The organism is Burkholderia sp. PR2 (assembly GCF_052372875.1).
GTDB lineage: Bacteria > Pseudomonadota > Gammaproteobacteria > Burkholderiales > Burkholderiaceae > Burkholderia > Burkholderia diffusa.
This window is the reverse complement of record NZ_JBQRWH010000001.1, coordinates 145,401-161,206: the sequence shown is the minus strand read 5'-3', so window position 1 is coordinate 161,206 and position 15,806 is coordinate 145,401. Positions and strand designations below refer to the sequence as shown.

General features: G+C 66.7%; 15 protein-coding genes. 8 read left to right on the top strand and 7 right to left on the bottom strand.

Going from position 1 to position 15,806, the window contains the following annotated elements:
- Positions 1-15: 15 nt before the first annotated feature.
- Both betB and betA read left to right on the top strand, forming a co-directional pair.
- On the top strand, positions 16-1,485 hold the full coding sequence (betB, locus tag ACT2FV_RS00680) for a betaine-aldehyde dehydrogenase (protein ID WP_444502973.1): 1,470 nt from the start codon (positions 16-18) through the stop codon (positions 1,483-1,485).
- A gap of 25 nt (positions 1,486-1,510) precedes the next feature.
- Positions 1,511-3,211: a choline dehydrogenase gene (gene betA, locus ACT2FV_RS00675; protein WP_059600265.1), complete on the top strand. Its 1,701-nt coding sequence runs from the start codon at positions 1,511-1,513 to the stop codon at positions 3,209-3,211.
- A 77-nt stretch (positions 3,212-3,288) separates the two neighbouring features.
- Here the strand turns inward: betA and ACT2FV_RS00670 are convergent, their stop codons facing one another.
- The 6 genes from ACT2FV_RS00670 to ACT2FV_RS00645 form a co-directional block, all read right to left on the bottom strand.
- The gene (locus tag ACT2FV_RS00670) at positions 3,289-4,410 is read right to left on the bottom strand and encodes a hypothetical protein (protein ID WP_444502972.1); all 1,122 of its coding nucleotides are present in this window, start codon (positions 4,408-4,410) and stop codon (positions 3,289-3,291) included.
- A 242-nt stretch (positions 4,411-4,652) separates the two neighbouring features.
- Positions 4,653-5,156 (bottom strand): hypothetical protein, encoded by a 504-nt coding sequence (locus ACT2FV_RS00665; RefSeq protein WP_059534146.1) that lies wholly within the window; start codon positions 5,154-5,156, stop codon positions 4,653-4,655.
- Positions 5,157-5,279: 123 nt separating this feature from the next.
- Entirely contained in the window at positions 5,280-6,104 is an 825-nt protein-coding gene (locus ACT2FV_RS00660; protein WP_151048190.1) for an OmpW/AlkL family protein, read from the bottom strand.
- Positions 6,105-6,177: 73 nt separating this feature from the next.
- Positions 6,178-7,431 (bottom strand): DUF2957 domain-containing protein, encoded by a 1,254-nt coding sequence (locus ACT2FV_RS00655; RefSeq protein ID WP_444502971.1) that lies wholly within the window; start codon positions 7,429-7,431, stop codon positions 6,178-6,180.
- Between the two features lie 71 nt (positions 7,432-7,502).
- The gene (locus ACT2FV_RS00650; RefSeq protein ID WP_444502970.1) at positions 7,503-9,116 is read right to left on the bottom strand and encodes a DUF2957 domain-containing protein; all 1,614 of its coding nucleotides are present in this window, start codon (positions 9,114-9,116) and stop codon (positions 7,503-7,505) included.
- A gap of 629 nt (positions 9,117-9,745) precedes the next feature.
- Positions 9,746-10,042 (bottom strand): cupin domain-containing protein, encoded by a 297-nt coding sequence (locus ACT2FV_RS00645; protein ID WP_059600270.1) that lies wholly within the window; start codon positions 10,040-10,042, stop codon positions 9,746-9,748.
- A 429-nt stretch (positions 10,043-10,471) separates the two neighbouring features.
- Here ACT2FV_RS00645 and ACT2FV_RS00640 point away from each other — a divergent pair, with 429 nt between their 5' ends.
- The 3 genes from ACT2FV_RS00640 to ACT2FV_RS00630 all read left to right on the top strand — a co-directional run bounded on the left by ACT2FV_RS00640 (position 10,472) and on the right by ACT2FV_RS00630 (position 13,038).
- Complete coding sequence (locus ACT2FV_RS00640; RefSeq protein WP_059600271.1) at positions 10,472-11,416, top strand: ABC transporter ATP-binding protein; 945 nt, start codon at positions 10,472-10,474, stop codon at positions 11,414-11,416.
- A 5-nt stretch (positions 11,417-11,421) separates the two neighbouring features.
- Positions 11,422-12,192 (top strand): ABC transporter permease, encoded by a 771-nt coding sequence (locus tag ACT2FV_RS00635; RefSeq protein WP_121856849.1) that lies wholly within the window; start codon positions 11,422-11,424, stop codon positions 12,190-12,192.
- Positions 12,193-12,336: 144 nt separating this feature from the next.
- Positions 12,337-13,038, top strand: coding sequence for an MBL fold metallo-hydrolase (locus ACT2FV_RS00630; protein WP_151048188.1), 702 nt, complete (start codon positions 12,337-12,339; stop codon positions 13,036-13,038).
- 42 nt (positions 13,039-13,080) lie between these two features.
- Here the strand turns inward: ACT2FV_RS00630 and ACT2FV_RS00625 are convergent, their stop codons facing one another.
- On the bottom strand, positions 13,081-13,311 hold the full coding sequence (locus ACT2FV_RS00625; RefSeq protein ID WP_059600273.1) for a hypothetical protein: 231 nt from the start codon (positions 13,309-13,311) through the stop codon (positions 13,081-13,083).
- Positions 13,312-13,677: 366 nt separating this feature from the next.
- On the opposite strand from ACT2FV_RS00625, the gene ACT2FV_RS00620 reads away from it, so the two are divergent.
- From ACT2FV_RS00620 to ACT2FV_RS00610, 3 genes are all read left to right on the top strand, one after another.
- The gene (locus ACT2FV_RS00620) at positions 13,678-14,109 is read left to right on the top strand and encodes a YciI family protein (RefSeq protein ID WP_059600274.1); all 432 of its coding nucleotides are present in this window, start codon (positions 13,678-13,680) and stop codon (positions 14,107-14,109) included.
- Positions 14,110-14,241: 132 nt separating this feature from the next.
- Positions 14,242-15,048, top strand: coding sequence for a DinB family protein (locus ACT2FV_RS00615; protein ID WP_444502969.1), 807 nt, complete (start codon positions 14,242-14,244; stop codon positions 15,046-15,048).
- The gene (locus ACT2FV_RS00610) at positions 15,045-15,776 is read left to right on the top strand and encodes an alpha/beta fold hydrolase (protein WP_444502968.1); all 732 of its coding nucleotides are present in this window, start codon (positions 15,045-15,047) and stop codon (positions 15,774-15,776) included. Before ACT2FV_RS00615 ends, ACT2FV_RS00610 begins: the two co-directional genes overlap by 4 nt.
- The last annotated feature ends 30 nt before the right edge of the window (positions 15,777-15,806 follow it).

Sequence of the window (15,806 nt, the reverse complement as noted above, 5' to 3'; positions counted from 1 at the left end):
CTCAAGGAGATCCTCATGTCCGTATACGGTTTGCAGCGCCTCTACATCGGCGGCGGTTACGTCGACGCCACCAGCGGCAAGACTTTCGACACCTTCGACCCCGCCACCGGCGAACTGCTCGCACAGGTGCAGCAGGCAAGCGCGGCCGACGTCGACCGCGCGGTCGCATCGGCACAGGAAGGCCAGCGCGAGTGGGCCGCGATGACCGCGATGCAGCGCTCGCGCATCCTGCGCCGCGCGGTCGACCTGCTGCGCGAACGCAACGACGAACTCGCGGCGATCGAGACGCGCGACACCGGCAAGCCGATCGGCGAGACGCTCGCGGTCGACATCGTCACGGGCGCGGACGTGATCGAATACTACGCGGGCCTCGCGACCGCGATCGAGGGGCTGCAGGTGCCGCTGCGCGCCGAGTCGTTCGTGTATACGCGCCGCGAACCGCTCGGCGTGTGCGCGGGCATCGGTGCATGGAACTACCCGATCCAGATCGCGTGCTGGAAGACGGCGCCCGCGCTCGCGGCCGGCAACGCGATGGTGTTCAAGCCGAGCGAAGTCACGCCGCTCACCGCGCTGAAGCTCGCGGAAATCTATACGGAAGCCGGCGTGCCGGCCGGCGTGTTCAACGTCGTGCAGGGTGACGGTTCGGTCGGTGCGCTGCTGACGGGCCATCCGGACATCGCGAAGGTGTCGTTCACCGGCGGCGTCGAGACCGGCAAGAAAGTGATGTCGCTCGCCGGCGCATCGTCGCTGAAGGAAGTGACGATGGAGCTCGGCGGCAAGTCGCCGCTGATCGTGTTCGAGGATGCCGACCTCGACCGCGCCGCCGACATCGCGGTCACCGCCAACTTCTTCAGCTCGGGCCAGGTCTGCACCAACGGCACGCGCGTGTTCGTGCACGGCTCGGTCAAGGACACGTTCACGCAGAAGGTGCTTGAACGCGTGAAGCGCATTCGCGTCGGCAAGCCGACCGATGCCGACACCAACTTCGGCCCGCTCGTGTCGGCCGCGCAGCTCGACAAGGTGCTCGGCTTCATCGAGAGCGGCAAGGCCGAAGGCGCGAAGCTGCTCGCGGGCGGCACGCGCCTGACCGACGGCCACTTCGGCAGCGGCCAGTACGTCGCGCCGACCGTGTTCGGCGACTGCCACGACGACATGAAGATCGTCCGCGAGGAAATCTTCGGGCCGGTGATGAGCATCCTCGATTTCGCATCGGAAGACGAAGTGATTGCCCGCGCGAACGACACGCACTACGGCCTCGCGGCCGGTGTCGTGACCGAGAACCTGTCGCGCGCGCATCGCACGATCCACCGCCTCGAAGCCGGCATCTGCTGGATCAACACGTGGGGCGAATCGCCGGCCGAGATGCCGGTTGGCGGATACAAGCAATCCGGTGTCGGACGCGAGAACGGCATCACGACGCTCGAGCACTACACTCGAATCAAGTCGGTGCAGGTCGAGCTCGGCCGCTACAACCCGGTGTTTTAAGGATCACGAAAGGAGACTGACCGTCATGACGACACGCGAATACGACTACATCATCTGCGGCGCCGGTTCCGCGGGCAACGTGCTCGCGACGCGCCTGACGGAAGATCCGAACGTCACGGTGCTGCTGCTCGAAGCGGGCGGCCCCGACTACCGCTTCGACTTCCGTACGCAGATGCCGGCGGCACTCGCCTATCCGCTGCAGGGCCGTCGCTACAACTGGGCCTACGAGACCGACCCCGAGCCGCACATGGACAACCGCCGGATGGAATGCGGCCGCGGCAAGGGGCTCGGCGGCTCGTCGCTGATCAACGGGATGTGCTACATCCGCGGCAACGCGCTCGACTACGACAACTGGTCGACGCACAAGGGGCTCGAGAACTGGACGTATCTCGACTGCCTGCCGTACTTCAAGAAGGCCGAGACACGCGACGTCGGCCCGAACGACTATCACGGCGGCGACGGCCCCGTGTCGGTCACGACCAGCAAGCCGGGCGTGAACCCGCTGTTCGAGGCGATGGTCGATGCGGGCGTGCAGGCCGGCTATCCGCGCACCGACGACCTGAACGGCTATCAGCAGGAAGGCTTCGGCCCGATGGACCGCACCGTCACGCCGAAGGGCCGCCGCGCGAGCACCGCGCGCGGCTATCTCGACCAGGCGAAGGTGCGGCCGAACCTCGAGATCGTCACGCACGCGCTCGCCGACCGCATCCTGTTCGACGGCAAGCGCGCATCGGGCGTCACGTACCTGCGCGGCAGCGAGCGCGCGACCGCGCATGCGCGCCGCGAAGTGCTCGTGTGCAGCGGCGCGATCGCGTCGCCGCAGCTGCTGCAGCGCTCGGGCGTCGGCCCCGGCGCGTGGCTGAAGGAACTCGACATCCCCGTCGTGCTCGATCTGCCCGGCGTCGGCCAGAACCTGCAGGATCACCTGGAGATGTACATCCAGTACGAGTGCAAGGAGCCGGTGTCGCTGTATCCGGCGCTCAAGTGGTGGAACCAGCCGAAGATCGGTCTCGAATGGATGCTGAACGGCACCGGCCTCGGCGCGACCAACCACTTCGAGGCGGGCGGCTTCATCCGCACGCGCGACGACGATCCGTGGCCGAACATCCAGTATCACTTCCTGCCCGTCGCGATCAACTACAACGGCTCGAACGCGATCGAGATGCACGGCTTCCAGGCGCACGTCGGCTCGATGCGTTCGCCGAGCCGCGGCCGCGTGAAACTGCGCTCGCGCGATCCGAACGATCATCCGAGCATCCTGTTCAACTACATGGCCGAATCGCTCGACTGGCGCGAGTTCCGCGATGCGATCCGCGCGACACGCGAGATCATGCGGCAGCCCGCGCTCGACCGCTATCGCGGCCGCGAGCTGAACCCGGGCGCCGACTGCAAGAGCGACAAGGAACTCGACGCGTTCGTGCGGGCCCGCGCGGAAACCGCGTTCCATCCGTCGTGCTCGTGCAAGATGGGTTACGACGACATGGCCGTGGTCGACGAGGAAGGCCGCGTGCACGGGCTCGAAGGGCTGCGTGTGGTCGATGCGTCGATCATGCCGATCATCACGACCGGCAACCTGAACGCGCCGACGATCATGATCGCGGAGAAGATCGCCGACAAGATCCGCGGCCGCACGCCGCTGGCACGCGTGGACGTGCCTTACTTCGTCGCGAACGGCGCGATGGCGCGCAATATCGCGAAGGCGGTGCGACAGCCGGAAACGGCGTAACCGCGCGAGCGCCCTCCCCGGGGCGCAGCAGCAACGCACACGGCTCGCCGCGTTCTCGCCGCGAGCCGTTTTTCATTTCATCGGGCGCTCTCGCCGCCCGTACTGAAGCGCTTGATCGCAGCCACCCTCGGCCGCACGCGTTTCGCGCGCACGATCGGATTCGATCGCGACGTCAGGCTCATCGCGCCGCTCAGACGCTCGAACGCGACATCCTCCTTCATCCCGAAGCGACCGACCGCCGGCCACGCGAGCACTTCATCGAGCCACGCCTGCCACGCGTCGCCATGAAAACGCCGCGCGAACTCGCGCACCATGCCCGGCGCCGCGATCACGATGCCCGCCAGCAGGTAATACGCCCAGAAACTGCCCGCACCGACGAGCCGGTCGAGTCGGCACACGAACACCGCCGCGAGCAGGCCGTCGACCGACGCGAGATCGGCACGTCGTTCGCGAATCGCGCGCGCGACGAGATTGTGCCGACCACCATACGCGGCAAAGGAAGCCCCTTTTCCGGCAGCCAGCTCCGCGCAGAACATCGCGAGCGCGGCCATCTCGTCGATGCGGGCGGCATCGTCGCGCGGCCCGCAGATGCGCAGCACGATCGCGTCGATGATCGCGCCGGGCCGCGCGGACGGGTCCACGCACGCGGCCACGACTGCCGCCCGTCGTTCTCTCAGGTTCTTCGCGGGCTGTGCTTCGCCGCTCGCGGGTTGTTTTCGGCCGTCATGCCCGTCGGCGCCGTCGACACCGCCAGGTTCGACGCCGCCGGCAATGCGCTCCAGCGCGGCCCAGCCGTCGGCGGGATCGTCGAAGGCCCACGCATCGACGACACCGTGCGCTGCTTCGAATACTGCGCGCGATCCCGGGCAGCATCGTTCCGCGTGCGCAAGTTGCCGCGTATTCGGCACGTGGATGCACGCGCCGAGCGGCTCGGTCGCGTCGCACGCGCAACCGCCGCCGTCCATTGCCGTCCACGGTGCGAGTTCGTGGAGGACGGCAAGCGCTTCGTGCGGCAGCGTCACGCCCGTGCGCACGCTGGCCGTACGCGACGACCGCGCGGTCGTTGCGCCAGCGTCGTCCGTCGCCACGCAAGCCGCTTCGTTCAGATATTCGATCAGGTACTGCAGCCACGCGGCCGTGCGCAGCCGGTCGGGCGTCGCAGCGCGGGCATCGCCATACTTCGCTGGGTCGGTGAGCATGGGTGGTCCGGAATGGTTCTGGCAAATCGAAATGATTGTTCTATGTCCGTCGACGCAGGCGGCACGGTGCGTCGCGCCGGCCCCCCGCGTGGCCGCCCGCAACGGATCGCGAAGCAGGCGGCCAGCCGGTCGTCACGCGGAACCACGCGACGACGCGAATGCATCGCGAAACCGGCACGCCCGCCGCGCATCGTTGCACGGCCCTCGTCCCTGGCGGGCGCCCGGTTCCGATCGCGCGACGCTTACTGCACGTGGAACTTCGGCGACGTGGCGACCGTGCCGCTGACCGTGCAGTCCGGTGTCAACACCGCGTTGTTGAACGTCAGTGACGAGTTCGGATCGCTCCACGTCGTCACGACCTTGCTCGGCCCGCAGGCGCCGAGCAGCGAAACGGTCACCTTCGCGTTGTTGATCGACAGCTGCGTCGTACTGTCGGCCTGGCCCGTCCACGGCGATGCGCTGGTCGCGCTGCCGCTGATCAGGCCGCACGTCGCGGCGCCCGTAAACGTCGTCGACGTTATGTTGACGATGCCCGTCGAGGAGATCGTGCCGTTGAACGTCGCGTTGCAGGTTGCGTTGATCGACCCCTTGGCCAGGACAGTGAGGCCCGTCGCGGAGAACGGCTCCCCGTTCGGGTTCATGGCCTGCCCGTCGGCGCGCGAGACGGTCACGGCGAAAGCAGGCGCGGCCGAAACCGCGGTGAATGCCACTGCAGCAACAAGCGATACGATTTTGCGAATGCTCATTTGAACTGCCCCCTCTCTCTTCACAAATGGCGGCATGCCGCCAGGAACGCGACGCCCCGGCCGGATCGGATCGGCCGCTCGGTCGCAGGAAACCGCCGGCGTACGCAATGCACGCCGGACGGCTCAGAACTTGTAGGAAATCCCGACGAAGGTGATCAGCGGATCGGCCTTCAGCCGCGTGCGCGTGGTCGCGAGCGTCGAACCGTCAGCGGCCTTGATCACAAGCGACGAGTAGGTCTTCAGCGGCATGTAGGTCAGCGTCGCCGTCAGCCCCCAGTGCTTGTCGATCGCATAGCTCGCGCCGACGTTGTAGACCGGCGTGAACGACGACGACGCCTTGCCCTCCACCGACGTCGGCCCCGGCTTGCCGGCACCGGCCGCGAGCACGCTGCCGAGGTTCTCGTTGATGTCCTTCGCGAAGTTGCCGTTCAGTTCGATGTTGCTGAACCAGCTGTAGGCCACGCCGATCCCGACGAACGGGCGGAACTTCGCTGTCGGTGCATTGAAGTAGTACTGCAGAATGATCGTCGGGCTCCATTGCCGCGCATTCTTCACGGCCGGCTGGTTCGACGGATTGTCCATGTTGACGCTGCCGAGCGACCCGGCCGGGCCCGGCGGCCGGATCACGCCGTGCCCGGTCAGCGTGAACTCGGGTGGCACACCGAGCACCGACGTCACCGCGATATGGTCGGTGAAGAAGTGCGTGAGCGTGAGGCCGACCGTGTCGGCGTTGTTGACCGTCAGGCTGGTGCCCGGCGACGTGAACGACCCGGGCAGCCGCAGCGGCCCGTTGATCGGCATGCTCGCGAGATTCGTCGTCAGTCCGTTGGTCGAATCCTGCGGCATGATGTGCAGCCACCCCAGCGTCGCGACATTGTCGCCCGCCTGTTGGGCCGATGCGAACGTCGACACGCCTGCGACGACACTCGCGACAATCAGCTTCTTCATGAAGTCTCCCCCTCATTCCATCCGGGCGCCGCGCAGCCATGTGCGACGCCGCCGTGTCTCCATCCGCGTGTGATCACTGCACGAACGCGCCGACCGTGAAGTACGGATTGCTCGTATCGGCCATGTCGAGGAACCCGAACACGCCGCCCGTGAACACGAACTTGCCGGTCGCCGGCCCGGACGCCGCGTCCGCGTGCACGGTCGTCACGACACCCGGCACCTTCTGCGTGTAGTCGAGGTTCAGCGCACGCGTGAGCGCGGCCTGGGACGCGTTGAACGGATCGAGCAGCGTCGCCTGCGCACCGACGAGCGCGGTCGCGCGGTAGTTGAACGCGCTGTCGACGCCCGTGTACTCGCCGTTCTCCGAGCCTTGGGTGATGGCCGTCTGCGGGCTCAGGAACGAGATGCCCGATTCGTCGTCCGCGCTCGGCGGCCCCTGCGTGAGGTCCGCGTTCGCGGCACCCGTGCGGATGAAGACCGGCACGAGCTGATTGCGCAGCTTGCCGACGATCAGGATTCCCTTGCCGCTCTTCGCCGGATCGAGTGCGGCGAGCGTCGGCGGAATCTGCGGCTGGTAGTTCAACGACTGGAGCGCCGGTGCGTCCGGGCGCAGCGTGAACGGCTGGTTCACGGTCGCGCTCGATGCGAGCGGCTGCCCGCCGTTCTTCTTGCCGAAGTTGTCGGTCTCGACGTAGCTGCCGTCCGCGTTGATCGTCACCTGCTGGTCGAGCGCCACCGGCTGGAAGTTCTGCGACGGCACCTGGTGGTAGCCGAGCTGGTTGTACGTGCCCGCGATCTTCGTCAGGTCGGTTTCGAGCGACGAGAAGCTGATGAACGGGTAGTACGGGAACGTCGTCTTCGGAATCTTGCCCACGCCGATCACACCGTCGAACTGGATCGTCGCGCCCGGAATCGCACCACCCAGCACGCCCTCACCGAGGAACAGGCGCGCCGGCCGGCTCGGGTCGAGGCTCGCGTTCTGCATCCGGAACGTGCACTGGTTCAGCTTCACGGTCGGCAGGCCCGTTTCGTCGGCCAGCGTGCCGTCGACAACGTTGGCCGGCGCCGTGTCGCGCGTCGGCTGCACCGTGCCGGTGGCCGTCGGCACCGGCGATGCGAGGTAGGTCATCCGGTACGTCATCTTCGTCGTGTCGAGCTGCACCTTCACGAGTTCGCCCGAGCCGGAGCCGCCGATGAACACAGTGTTGTAGTCGATCGTCTGCGGACACAGCCTGACCACCGGCGCGGGCGGCGGGTCGCCGTCGCCGCCGCAGGCGACCAGCACGGGCGCGAGCGACGCCGCGGCCATCCAATTCTTCACATTCATAGGAATCCTCTAGAATTTCGATTCGCCGGCGGCGACGCGTGCGCCGCCGGTGTTCCGTGTTCAGTCCGCCGTTACTGGACGAACGCGCCGACCGTGAAGAACGGGTTGACCTTGTTGTTGTTGACGATCATCGCGTAGATGTTCCCGGCCGTCACGAGCCAGCCGGTGTCGCCCTTGCTGAAGATCGCCACGTTGCCGTTCGCCCCCTTCGCGTTGAAGTCCTGCGACGCCGTGACCTTGATCTTGCCGGGCGTGGCCTGCGTGTAGTCGAGCGCGAACTGCGACGTGACCGACGACGTCTGCGGGTCGATGAACGCCGCGGTGGCGCCCTGGAACAGCGTCGACGTGTAGTTCGCGGCCATTGTCGATACGGCGGTACCGTCGTTGCAACTGCCGGCCTGCGCCAGGAAGAAGGTGCCGTCGAAGGTGCCGGGCAGATCCGGATGCGGGACGTTGTTGTTGAAGCTCGGCCCCGCCGTCGCGATCGCGAACGTCGCGGTGCTGGGTGCCACGACACCGCACGCGGATGCGCTCGTTGCGCCGATGAAACCGCCCTTCAACGAATTGGCGGAGACGGCCGTCGTCCGCGACAGCATCGAAATCCCCACCTCGGCATCGGCGACCGACGCCAGCAGGTTGCTCGCGTCGATATGCGTATAGCCCACGCGAATCACGACCGGCACCAGAACGCCGTTCAGCTTGCCGACGATCATGATGCCCTTCGCCTGACTCGGCGCGACGATGACGATTGCCGATCCCTGCCCCGCGAACGGATAGATGAGGGTGCCGCCCGCGTTCGCCACCGCATGGCTCACGAACACGTTGTCGGACGAGCCGTCTGCGTTCTTGCGCAGCGCCCACGGCGTTCCGGTGGTCTGGCACGAGTAATCGCTGCCTGCCGTGATGGTGCACGAGCCGTCGGCATTGAACGTCTGGTTCCAGTTGACGACGTCGGGTTGCCAGCCGACCGCCCCCGTGCTGCTCTGCGCGCTGCCGCCGACCGGCGACAGGTGGATGCCGAGTTCGTTGTAGTTGCCCGCGACCTTCGAGAAGTCGGTTTCGGTATCGGTGAAGCCGATGAACGGATAGAAATCGAAGGTGCGCGACGGCACGGTGCCGAGCACGATGCCCGGGAACGGCTCGAGACCGGCGAACGCGATCGTCGCGCCCGGAATCCCGCCGCCAACCACCCCGTTGCCGACGAACAGCATCGGCGGATCCGCGCGATTGATCGTCACCGCATACGCGCCGTCGCTCGTCGCGCCGCTGTCGAGCACGAACGCACAGCGGTTCTGCTCGGCGGTCGGCAGATTGGTCGGATGATGGAATGCACCGCTGATCGTCAGGCCCGCGCGCGTGTTGTTGACCTGCCCCGCCGAGGTCGGCACCGACGATTCGATGAACTGCATCTGGTAGGTGAGCTTCGTCGTGTCGAACTTCACCTTCACGTATTCGCCGCTGCCGGCGCCGCCCGTGTAGGTCGTCGTGTAGTCGAGCGAATCCGGACACAGCTTCGTCACGACGGGCGGCGTCGTTTCCGCGCCGCTCGGCCCGCATGCGCTGCCTGAGCACTGCGGCACGTTGATCGGGCCCGGATCGTCGCCGCCGCCGCAACCGGCAACGAACGGCAGCGCCAGCACGGCGCACGACAGGATCGCCTTACGCCAATCAGGAATGCAAAGCATCAACCCCTCCTTTTGAGGTACGACAGGTCTCGTCCGGACGGGCTGCGTGGCCCACCGGTTGGTATCGCGCCGACGCGACGATGCGCGGCACATGACGATGCGCACGATGTGCGCCGCGTTGCCGGTCACGCAAATGCGATCAGGATCGACGTGGCAGGCAAGCGCAATCCGGCGCCACCGTCATGCGGCAAGGCGCCATCGGGGAAATCGAAATGGAATGGGGTGCGTCGCTACCGCGGCAACGCGATGCGATGACGCAGGCAGCGCGCAATGCGCGGCGCGCCCGCATCCGGCGAAAAGCAGGGAAACGGCAGTGCGGCAAGGCCCTCGGATAGGCATGTCATGTATTGGTCTCCGTACGTACGCTTGATTCGTTATCGTGATGCGTCGTTTGTCGAGACTATGATCGGACGATCCGCACAAGTAAATGGATGCAGAGTTCCAAACGTGCCGAACCGCGCGATCCTCGGTGCGAGCAGGGTGTTTGACAGTTTTTCAAACAGCCTTCAATTTATTTGCTCAGACAAATACCCGGGCTGTATAACGCGCGTTTGAATGTCGGTGGTCGACCTCGCGCAAGGCCCGGCGTGCGGACCTCCGGCGGCCCGCGCGCATGCCGCGGCGCAACCTCACACGTCGATGATCGCGAGCGTGCCGTGACTGCCCGGCAGCACCGCGTGGCGCAAGCCGGCGGCAGCAAGGTACATCTGCCCGGCTTCGACGACGACCGTCTCCGCGTCGACCTCGAGCATCAGCCTGCCGTCGAGCACCAGCAGCCCTTCGTCGTAGTCGTGCACTTCCGCTTCGTACGGCTGTGCGTCCATGCGCAGCACCTTGATCCGTGCCGGCCCGACTTCGCCGACGATCGTGGATTTCCATGCAACGGCCTGCGCGGCCGCGACGGACTTGAAATCGATCAAGGACATGTGCTTCGCTCCGGGACGTGAGAGGAATGCATTATCGCGAGCGCGCCGCATACCGTCCCGGTACGGCCCGACGGCGTTCGAGCGGCACAGTCGGCCTGGTGCCCGCCCCGCTGCCGCGCGCAAGCGTGATCGCCATCCCGTTGCCCGAAAACCACGCGCATTGTTCGCCCGATTCGAATAAAGCGCCGCTTTATTGAATGACGCACACACATTTTCCGCAAATCCGACACCGGCATCGCATGACCTTTGCGTCGAAATGCATTTCCATCTTCCGATTGCTAATATGGCGGTCCTGCGATCCCGCACCACAACGCCGTTCGACATGACGCCCGTTCGCCATGCCGCACCCGACACCGGCCGCTTCGCAGCGGCGGCACCGGGCACGCGCGGCGCGCAGCGTCGGACCGACCGGCCGTGCCATCCGTGAGCATGCAACCGATCCTTTCCGTCTCCGACCTCTCCAAGACTTACGCGTCCGGCTTCCAGGCGCTGAAGCACGTGACCCTCGACATCCGCCCGGGCGAGATCTTCGCGCTGCTCGGACCGAACGGCGCAGGCAAGACCACGCTGATCGGCTCGATCTGCGGCATCGTCACGCCGACCGAAGGCCGCGTGACGGTCGGCGGGCACGACATCCGCGATCAATACCGCGCCGCCCGCGAAATGATCGGCCTCGTGCCGCAGGAGCTGACGACCGACGCGTTCGAAACCGTCTGGGCGACCGTGTCGTTCAGCCGCGGCCTGTTCGGCAAGGCCCCCGATCCCGCTTACATCGAGAAAACGCTGAAGGCGCTGTCGCTGTGGGACAAGCGCGACAACAAGCTGATGACGCTGTCGGGCGGCATGAAGCGCCGCGTGATGATCGCGAAGGCGCTGTCGCACGAGCCCCGCATCCTGTTCCTCGACGAGCCGACGGCCGGCGTCGACGTCGAGCTGCGCCGCGACATGTGGAAGCTGGTCGACTCGCTGCGCGAAAGCGGCGTGACGATCCTGCTGACCACGCACTACATCGAGGAAGCCGAGGAAATGGCCGACCGGATCGGCATCATCCTCGGCGGCGAGCTCGTGCTCGTCGAAGAGAAGCGCGAGCTGATGCGCAAGCTCGGCAAGAAACAGCTGACGGTGCAGCTCGAGCATCCGCTCGCGACCGTGCCGGGCGAACTCGCCGCGTTCGGGCTCGAACGCGCGGACGACGGCACCGCGCTCGTCTACACGTACGACTCGCAGCGCGACGACGCGAGCATCGCGAAGCTGATCAACGCCCTCGGCTCGGCCGGCATCGGCTTTCGCGACCTGCACACGACGCAGAGCTCGCTCGAGGACATTTTCGTCAGCCTGATCGACAACCGCCGCAACGGCACACAAGGGGCCTGACGCACATGGCGAACTGGAATCTTCACGGCATCCGCGCGATCTACCGCGCCGAAATGGCCCGCACGCGCCGCACGCTGATGCAAAGCATCATCGCGCCGGTGATCTCGACGTCGCTGTATTTCGTCGTGTTCGGCTCCGCGATCGGCTCGCGCATCAGCGACGTGAACGGGATCGGCTACGGGTCGTTCATCGTCCCGGGCCTCGTGATGCTGTCGCTGCTGTCGCAGAGCATCTCGAACGCATCGTTCGGCATCTATTTCCCGCGCTTCACGGGCACGATCTACGAGATATTGTCCGCGCCCGTATCGTATTGGGAGATCGTGATCGCGTATGTGGGTGCGGCCGCGTCGAAGTCGTTGCTGCTCGGGTTGATCATCCTCGCGACGGCAGGCCTGTTCGTGCCGCTGCACATCCTGCATCCGTTCTGGATGGTGCTGTTCCTCGTGCTGACGTCGATCACCTTCAGCCTGTTCGGCTTCGTGATCGGCATCTGGGCCGACAGCTTCGAGAAGCTGCAGCTCGTGCCGCTCCTGATCATCACGCCGCTCACGTTCCTCGGCGGCAGCTTCTATTCGGTCGACATGCTGCCGCCCGCGTGGCGCATCGTCACGCTGTTCAACCCGATCGTCTATCTGATCAGCGGCTTCCGCTGGTCGTTCTACGGGCTGGCCGACGTGCACGTGGGGATCAGCCTCGCGGCCACCTCGCTGTTCCTCGCGATCCTGCTCGCGATCGTCGCGTGGATGTTCCGCACCGGCTACAAGCTGAAGAACTGACGCGCCGCGGGTTGCCCCGGTTCGCGGATCCGGGGCGGCGCTGCTAGACTGGATCGGAAGATCGACTGCCGCCGTCTGCCGCACCGCAACCCGCGGTGCGCGGGCGGCGCGGCTCCCGCCCCCTTCCCTGCGCGAGGATCCCCGATGAGCGCCTCCCGAATCGACGCCGTCCGCGACGGCCTGTTTCGCGCCACGTCCTACGTCGACACGCTGAACCTGAGCTTCAGTCAGTTCTTCGTACGATCGTCGCACGGTGACGTGCTGTGCGTCGAAACGGGCACGCGTTCCAACTTCACGCAACTGAGTGCGGCGCTCGACACCGTCGGCATCGCGCCGTCGATGGTCAGCAACGTGATCGTCCCGCACTTCGAGGCCGACGAAATGGGCGCGCTGCCCGACTTCCTCGCGGCCAATCCGGCGCTCGTCGCGTACGGACATCCGATGTGTACATGGGGGCTTGCCGACGTGTTCGGCGTACGCGCGATTCCGTTGAAGGACGGCGAGCCGACGACGCTCTCGGGCATTGACGTCGTGCCGGTCTTCACGAAGCACGTGCATCAGTGGGACGCGCTCGTCGTGTATCTGCCGGCGTACAAGGCACTGCTGTCGTCGGACATCCTGATGCGCTTCGGCAGGGAGGAGACCGACGACCCGCTGCCGACAATCCTCGACGCGATCACGCGCTCGGACTACCTCCCGTCGCTCGCGCACCTGGCGAGCGCGCTGCGCCGCATCCAGGCGCTCGACCTCGACATCATCCTGCCGATGCACGGCCCGGCGATCACGCATGACATCGCGCGCGTGATCGCCGGTGTGATTGCATATTGCGAGGCGGCCGCGGCGTAACGCACGCGCTGCCGTGTGCGGCCGCCCGTCGTACGTCGCCGGTCAGGCGCCGGTCACGACGAATTCCGCAGCGGCCTTGCTCTGGATCGCGGCCATCACTGCGAGTTCGCGCTTGCTGCGCGGCTCGCCGGATACGACGCCCGTCGCATGCTTGGCCTTCGCGCCGAGCGGGAAGAATACGAACGACGCGCCGGCCGGCGCTTCCGGCTCGGCACGCAGGCGTTTGTTCAGAATCTTCAGGTACTTTTTCTTCGAGACTTCCTTCGTTGCCATGGCGCCCTCCACATGAACGTAATGCTGACCAGCATACCAGTTTTGACCGGGGGCTCCGGCGCGTCGCCGCACGATCGTCCCGTGCTGGAATCGACCGGGTTGCGCGACTCGCCACGCCGGGCCGCGGCCGGTGCCGGTGCCGTCCGCCTCCGGTTTCACGCGGGCGAATCCTCCACTCCGCGCGCCTCGTCCGTTACGCGATGCTGCCCACGGCTGCCACCTCCCCGTCACCGGTCATCAGAATTGTTTGCGCGCGATGTCGATTCGCGCGCATGTCATGCGTCGTAGTGTCGTAACCGATCGTTTTGCCGTCCGCACGGCAGGCCGATTGCGGATGTTCCCTTTCCCGTTCAAGGAGTAGCGACAATGCGCGTCATGGTGATCGTCAAGGCAACGGCCTTTTCCGAATCGGGCACCATGCCCGATACCGAACTGCTGGCCGCAATGGGCCAGTACAACGAGGCACTCGTGAAGGCCGGCGTGATGCTGGCCGGCGAAGGGCTGCACCCGAGTTCGCGCGGCAAGCGCGTGCACTTCTCCGGCAAGGACCGGACCGTCATCGACGGCCCGTTCGCCGAAACCAAGGAACTGATCGCCGGCTACTGGCTGTGGCAGGTGAATTCGATGGAAGAAGCCGTCGAATGGGTCAAGCGCTGCCCGAATCCGATGCCCACCGAATCGGACATCGAGATCCGCCAGGTCTTCTCGCCCGAGGATTTCGGTGAGGCGTTCACACCGGAGCTGCAGGAACAGGAAGCACGGCTGCGCGCGGAGATGGAAGGCAAGCGGGACGCATAAGGCTGCCCCGGCCGGGGCGCAGCAGCGCAATCGAAGCGGGTGCCCCGGCCGAATCCTCTGCATAAACGGATTGACGGCGCCTAGCCGTGTAACGTAGCATTTTGATACGTTACACGGCTAGGCCTTGTCGTCATGCATTCCCGTTTTGACCGTTTTCGCGCGACGCCACTCGGCGCGCAGCTCGAAGCCCTGATTACGCAGCCCGCGCGCTATCTCGAATTCGCGGCGCTGTCGCGCGTCGGCGTCGCGGCGATCGGCGCGATCCAGCACGAGATCGCGCACAAATTCCCCGAAATCGAAGCCGATACGACCGCCCGGCAGTTCTGCGGCGCGATGGTCGCCGACGTGATGCGCCGCCACGGGCACGACGTCGTGCAGGCGCGCGGCCGGATCGGCGGCGCGCTGTTCAGCTACGGCGCGGTATTCAGCGCGTTTCCGCTGGTGCTGCCGTTCGCCGACGTCGTCGCCGCGCTGGCCACGATGCCAGACCGGGTCGCCGCGTATGCCGCTCGCGTTCCCGCCGCGCTGGCCACGCGCCGCCCCGCCGGCACGGGCTTCTCGCTCGTCGAACATGCGTGCCACCTGCGCGACCTTGACGCGGTGTTCGCCGAACGCATCGATGTCGTGCGCACGCACGAACTGCCGGTGATCGCGTCCGTCGACGGGACCGCGCTCGCCGCGCAGCGCGACTACCTCGCACAGCCGCTCGACGGCGCGCTCGCCGCATTCCGCGCCGGCCGCGGCGCGCTGTGCGCGTCGGCCGCGGCGCTGCAACCGTCCGAACGCCAGCGCTGCGGGCTGCGCGACGGCATCCGCCGGATGTCGCTCGACGAACTCGTGCGCGAGCTGCTCGACCACGATCGCACGCACGCGCTCGAACTCGACGAACTGCTCGCCGAATTCGAATTGCCGCCCCTTCCGTTGCCGAACGCCCAATGAGCCAGCCCGCTCCGCCCGTCGTCTTCGTTCACGGTTTCATCGGCACATTCGACGTGCCCGGATGGCCAGGCCCGCATCTCGCCCCCGACCTGCTCGGTTACGGCATCCATCGCGACGCGCCGTCCGACGCGATCACGCTCGCCGCGCAAGTCGAGCATGTCCGGCAGGCAATCGACACGCACTTAGGCACGCAGCCGGTCGATATCGTCGGTCACTCCGTCGGCGGCGCGATCGCGATGCTGTTCGCCCACGCGCATCCAGCGCGCGTGCGCCGGATCGTCAACGTCGAAGGCAACTTCACGCTCGACGATGCGTTCTGGTCGGCGTCGGTCGGCCGCATGTCGGCCGCGCAAGCCGACGCGATGCTCGACGGCTTGCGCGGCGATCCGTTCGGCTGGCTGCGCGGCTCGATCGACGATCCGTCGCCACGCCAGCTCGACGACGCGCGCCGCTGGCTCGCGCATCAGCCGGCGTCGACGCTGCGCGCGACGGGACGCTCGGTCGTCGCGACGACGGGCGACCCCGATTATCTGCAGGCGCTCGCAGAAGTATTCGAGCGCCATCCGGTGTGGCTCGTCGCGGGCGAACGCTCGCGTGCGGGCTGGCGCGTGCCGGACTGGGCGCTCGTGCGCTGTGCAGGCTTCGAAACGATCGCCGGTTGCGGGCACCTGATGCCGGCCGAGCAGCCTGGCGCGTTCCTGGAGGCGCTCGCACGCTGCCTCGGCTGACGCGAACGGCCCCGGCCGCGCGCCCGCCAC

Coding starts and splice junctions, on each gene's coding strand:
- ACT2FV_RS00615 (WP_444502969.1), top strand. CDS start 14,242: ATGCATTCCCGTTTTGACCGTTTTCGCGCGACGCCACTCGGCGCGCAG.
- betA (WP_059600265.1), top strand. CDS start 1,511: ATGACGACACGCGAATACGACTACATCATCTGCGGCGCCGGTTCCGCG.
- betB (WP_444502973.1), top strand. CDS start 16: ATGTCCGTATACGGTTTGCAGCGCCTCTACATCGGCGGCGGTTACGTC.
- ACT2FV_RS00620 (WP_059600274.1), top strand. CDS start 13,678: ATGCGCGTCATGGTGATCGTCAAGGCAACGGCCTTTTCCGAATCGGGC.
- ACT2FV_RS00660 (WP_151048190.1), bottom strand. CDS start 6,104: ATGAAGAAGCTGATTGTCGCGAGTGTCGTCGCAGGCGTGTCGACGTTC.
- ACT2FV_RS00645 (WP_059600270.1), bottom strand. CDS start 10,042: ATGTCCTTGATCGATTTCAAGTCCGTCGCGGCCGCGCAGGCCGTTGCA.
- ACT2FV_RS00635 (WP_121856849.1), top strand. CDS start 11,422: ATGGCGAACTGGAATCTTCACGGCATCCGCGCGATCTACCGCGCCGAA.
- ACT2FV_RS00630 (WP_151048188.1), top strand. CDS start 12,337: ATGAGCGCCTCCCGAATCGACGCCGTCCGCGACGGCCTGTTTCGCGCC.
- ACT2FV_RS00650 (WP_444502970.1), bottom strand. CDS start 9,116: ATGCTTTGCATTCCTGATTGGCGTAAGGCGATCCTGTCGTGCGCCGTG.
- ACT2FV_RS00655 (WP_444502971.1), bottom strand. CDS start 7,431: ATGAATGTGAAGAATTGGATGGCCGCGGCGTCGCTCGCGCCCGTGCTG.
- ACT2FV_RS00610 (WP_444502968.1), top strand. CDS start 15,045: ATGAGCCAGCCCGCTCCGCCCGTCGTCTTCGTTCACGGTTTCATCGGC.
- ACT2FV_RS00640 (WP_059600271.1), top strand. CDS start 10,472: ATGCAACCGATCCTTTCCGTCTCCGACCTCTCCAAGACTTACGCGTCC.
- ACT2FV_RS00625 (WP_059600273.1), bottom strand. CDS start 13,311: ATGGCAACGAAGGAAGTCTCGAAGAAAAAGTACCTGAAGATTCTGAAC.
- ACT2FV_RS00670 (WP_444502972.1), bottom strand. CDS start 4,410: ATGCTCACCGACCCAGCGAAGTATGGCGATGCCCGCGCTGCGACGCCC.
- ACT2FV_RS00665 (WP_059534146.1), bottom strand. CDS start 5,156: ATGAGCATTCGCAAAATCGTATCGCTTGTTGCTGCAGTGGCATTCACC.